Origin of the sequence: Pseudoclavibacter sp. RFBI5 (genome assembly GCF_002931395.1) — a bacterium.
In the GTDB taxonomy this organism is placed as follows: domain Bacteria; phylum Actinomycetota; class Actinomycetes; order Actinomycetales; family Microbacteriaceae; genus Pseudoclavibacter.
The window spans coordinates 1-3,706 of sequence record NZ_PSYA01000023.1 but is presented as its reverse complement, the minus strand read 5'-3'; the positions used below and the strand labels follow the sequence as shown (position 1 = coordinate 3,706).

Annotated in this window: 5 protein-coding genes; 2 read left to right on the top strand and 3 right to left on the bottom strand. The window is 69.3% G+C overall.

Features of this window, described 5'->3' with window-relative positions:
* Window positions 1–16 precede the first annotated feature (16 nt).
* Window positions 17–1,165 (bottom strand): NAD(P)/FAD-dependent oxidoreductase, encoded by a 1,149-nt coding sequence (locus C5E06_RS18840; protein WP_181057695.1) that lies wholly within the window; start codon window positions 1,163–1,165, stop codon window positions 17–19.
* 225 nt (window positions 1,166–1,390) lie between these two features.
* Between C5E06_RS18840 and C5E06_RS18835 the strand changes: the two genes are divergently transcribed.
* Window positions 1,391–1,636 (top strand): DUF3073 domain-containing protein, encoded by a 246-nt coding sequence (locus C5E06_RS18835; RefSeq protein ID WP_104240175.1) that lies wholly within the window; start codon window positions 1,391–1,393, stop codon window positions 1,634–1,636.
* Window positions 1,637–1,708: 72 nt separating this feature from the next.
* Window positions 1,709–2,086: an SdpI family protein gene (locus C5E06_RS18830; protein ID WP_181059585.1), complete on the top strand. Its 378-nt coding sequence runs from the start codon at window positions 1,709–1,711 to the stop codon at window positions 2,084–2,086.
* Window positions 2,087–2,114: 28 nt separating this feature from the next.
* Here the strand turns inward: C5E06_RS18830 and C5E06_RS18825 are convergent, their stop codons facing one another.
* The gene (locus C5E06_RS18825; protein ID WP_104240174.1) at window positions 2,115–2,606 is read right to left on the bottom strand and encodes an FBP domain-containing protein; all 492 of its coding nucleotides are present in this window, start codon (window positions 2,604–2,606) and stop codon (window positions 2,115–2,117) included.
* A 25-nt stretch (window positions 2,607–2,631) separates the two neighbouring features.
* Window positions 2,632–3,312: an alpha/beta fold hydrolase gene (locus C5E06_RS18820; protein ID WP_104307882.1), complete on the bottom strand. Its 681-nt coding sequence runs from the start codon at window positions 3,310–3,312 to the stop codon at window positions 2,632–2,634.
* Window positions 3,313–3,706: the final 394 nt, after the last annotated feature.

The following is a 3,706-nucleotide window of genomic DNA, read 5'->3' as shown; positions in this document are numbered from 1 at the left end:
GTCAGGGAGGAGGGGGCTACTTCACCGTGGCCGGGGTCTCACCGAGGCGATCGAAGACGCCCTCCGCGAGATGCTCGGCATCGAGGCGTGCCGCCACCGGGTTCCGACGGTTCGTTCCGTAGCCGAGCAGCGCGACTCGATTGTCCCGGCGACTCCACCCGTCGCGCAGACGAGCCATGCCGCCCTGCTCGCGCAGCTGCAGGGGGGCGAGATGGCGCATCGTGGGACGACTCCCCGTCGCCCAGATGATCGCATCCGCCTCGAAGCGCTCACCGCTCGCCAACGTCACCCCATCCGGCTGAACGCTCGCGAGAGGACCCTGCGAGACGAGCAGCCCCCGCCGAACCGCAGCGAGGGTCCCCCTCGAGAGTGGGATGCCGCGCACGCTCACCTCGCTCGGCAGGCGCTCCCCTCGCTCGACGAATCGGACGAACTCGGCCTCGTGGCGTGCATCCATCTCCCGCTGCCGGGAATCGGTCCGCGACGGCAGCGTGAGGCGCGGCAGCTCGTGGAAGTCGGGCTCACGACGCGTCGACCACGCCGTCTTCGCCGCGATCGGCTCCAGCTCGCGCAGGATCGTCACCGCCGAGCGCCCACCGCCCACGACAAGCACCCGCTTGCCCGAGAATCCCGCCAGCGACTCGATGTGCGCGGACGGCAGCTGCTGGCCGGCGAAGTCGAGGGCACCCGGATACCAGGGCACGAACGGCGACGACCAGTCGCCAGTCGCGTTGATGACGTACCTCGTCGTGATCGTGCGCGGCGGGCGGTCCCCCACCTGGATGTGCAGCGTCAGCAACGGCGAACGCCGCATCGCCTCGACGCGCAGCACCCGCACCGGGCGGGCCACGAACAGGTCGTACGCATCCTCATAGCGCCGCATGAGCGGGGGCATGATGTCGCGGACGATGGCCTCAGGATCCTGATCGCTGAGACGGATGCCCAGCTCAGAGAGCCCAGGCGGGCCGGAGAGCAGGGGCGTGTGCCCCACCGTCTGGAAGTCCCATCCGCGTCCCCAGGATCCGCCGGGCTGCGGCTCGGCATCGAAGACCACGAAATCCCGCAGCGGCCGGAGGCCCATCTCGGCGAGCGTCGCAGCGACCGTCACACCTGGCACACCCGCGCCGATGACGACGAGGTCGATGTCGGTCTTCACGGTGAGCACGTCCGGCTTCCTGTCGAGGCGCTGCGGGCGCAGCTCTGCGGGTACATCGGACTGTCGACGAGCTCGGGTCCGGTAGGCCACAGTCTAGAGACGCAGAGTGACGCGGCCGGGTCGGCGCACCGAAGATTCGCTCGGCCGCCGTGGTAATGTGAGCGTCAGATTTTCGTTAACGACTTGCGACCGGGTGGCCATTCCTGCCCGGCCCGAATTATAAGGGGGTTACGCATGGGGCGTGGCCGTCAAAAGGCGAAGCACACCAAGGTCGCCCGTGAGCTCAAGTACTCCGTACATGAGACGAACTATGACGCGCTGGCACGTGAACTCTCCGGTGGCTCCTCGAGCTACCCGGCGAGTCCGCCAGCCACTGAAGAACCCAACGACGACATCCTCTCGAAGTGGTCCGAGTACCTCGACGATGATGACGCCGACGAAGACGACGACGCGAGCGGCTACGAGCAGAAGCGCGCGTAAGCGTGCGAGCACGACTCCCCGGAGTCCTGCCGCCGCTGCCCTCGTCTGACTCCGAGCCGACCTCATCACCTGGTGATCGAACTCCAGCCCCCGAGCTTCCCTGCCGCCATCGCAGTGGCAGTGATCCTCGTCGTCGGCAACCTCATGAGCATGCTCACGGTCCGCTGGGGAGCTGACGGGCGTCTCGATCGCTGGGGGTACGCGGGTCTGCGCACCGCAGCGACTCGCGCATCCGACGAAGCCTGGCGGGCCGGCCACGAGGCGGCACTGCGCCCGGCGAATACCGGTGCAGGCGCCGGCATCGTCTTCGCGATCGTCTCGGTGCTCTCCGCCAACTCCGTCGCGCCGTACCTCGTCGCGCTCTCCCTCGCCGTGATCTCGACGCTCACGGGAGTCATCCTGAGCCTCGTCATCGCCCACCGCGCAGCCAAGGCAGTCGCCGGCAAGTAGACGCCGAGCGACATCCGGTGGATGGCGCTCAGACCCCGTCGCGCAGGTTCCTCGCGAAGCTCGCAGCGCGCATCCGCAGGTTCTCCTTGCGCTGCTCGCGGGCCGCCTCACGGTCGTAGCCGATGTACGCCGACGTGGGAAGGCGTCGCACGTTCGTCGAGCACTCGAACTCGGCGCAGACGAGCGTGCCGACGGTATCCCCGCGACGGCCTGCGTCGCCGGTGCGCTTCGCGCTGTAGAAGACGACGTCGTTGGGCAGCGTCACGTCCTCGCACCACGAGCACATGGCGCGCCGAGTCGGCAGCTTCCGCGCACGCTCGAACATGATCGCCACGAGGTCCCCGTCCACCGGGATCACCGCGTAGGCGCGACGCCCAAGCTTCGGGTCCGTCCAGCCGAGGTAGTCGCGCCGCTCCCAGTCCACGTCGTGGAACCCAGGTAGCAACGTCAGGTCGCTGACCTCCTTGCGCGAGGCGTTGACAAACGCATCCCGGATCTGGGCCTCGGTGAGCTGCTGCATCTGACGAGCGTACCCAGCCTCCCGGTCAGAGGCCGTCAGCAAACTCCGCGAGGGCCCTCGCGAGCGGGTCAGGCGCGCCGATGGCGACGTAGTGGCCTCCGGGGACCACGACCGCCTCGACCCCCGCACGGTCGCGGGCGAGCTGCTTCGCGAACTCGAGCGGGAAGAACAGGTCGTCCTCAGGCGCGATGAACCCCGTGGGGACCTCGCGCCCGACGCCCGGCCACGGCGCATCCATCCACGAGCCGGACTCCTCGCGCACGTGCGCCTTCGCGTCGACCACAAGATCGTCCGGCACGAGGTTGTAGTACACGAGCTCGTCCTCGGCATCGACGCCGAGCGCGCTGTGGCCCGTCGCCGCCCACCACTCCTGCATCGTCTGGCCCGGCTTGGGGATCATGCCCGCGACGTAGACGAGCCCGTCGGCGTCGAGACGCTCAGCCACGAGAGCGGCGGAGAAGCCGCCGAGCGAGTGGCCGACGATCACCAGCTGCTCCCCCTGCCCGTCGCCGTCGGAACTGTCGCCCCTCGCCTCGTCGAGCTGCGCCGAGACCGAGTCCGCGTAGTCGACGAGCGACAGACCCGGCTCCTCGATCGGCAGGTCGACGGCGACCGCGCGATGGCCCGCCTCCTCCAGCTTCGGGACCACAAGGTGCCAGTCCCAGCTCGACGATCCTCCACCGTGGATGAGCACAAACGTAGCCATGGGCGTTCCCCTCGTTCCCGACCGCCGGCCACCTGACCGACACACCCTCCCCACCTTGGGGGCCGTGCCTGGGCTTTCGCTCTACTCGGGCCTGCGCCGGCGCGAAGCGCCCAGCCCGAGGCGGCCGGCGCAACCGGCGCGAGTTTCGGGATGACATACACGCACGCGGATGGGTTGCAACTCATCCCGAAGCGTGGAACCCATCCCGAAAGCCGGCGGCGCGGGGACGGCGGGTGCGGCGCGGGGGCGGGGCGTTGCGAGCGGCGCTCGGGCGGGCGGCGTCACCAAGCGGCCAGTGGAGTTTCGGGATGGAATACACGCACGCGGATGGGTTGCAACTCATCCCGAAGCGCGAAACCCATCCCGAAACCCGGCGGCGCGGGGGCAGCGGGGG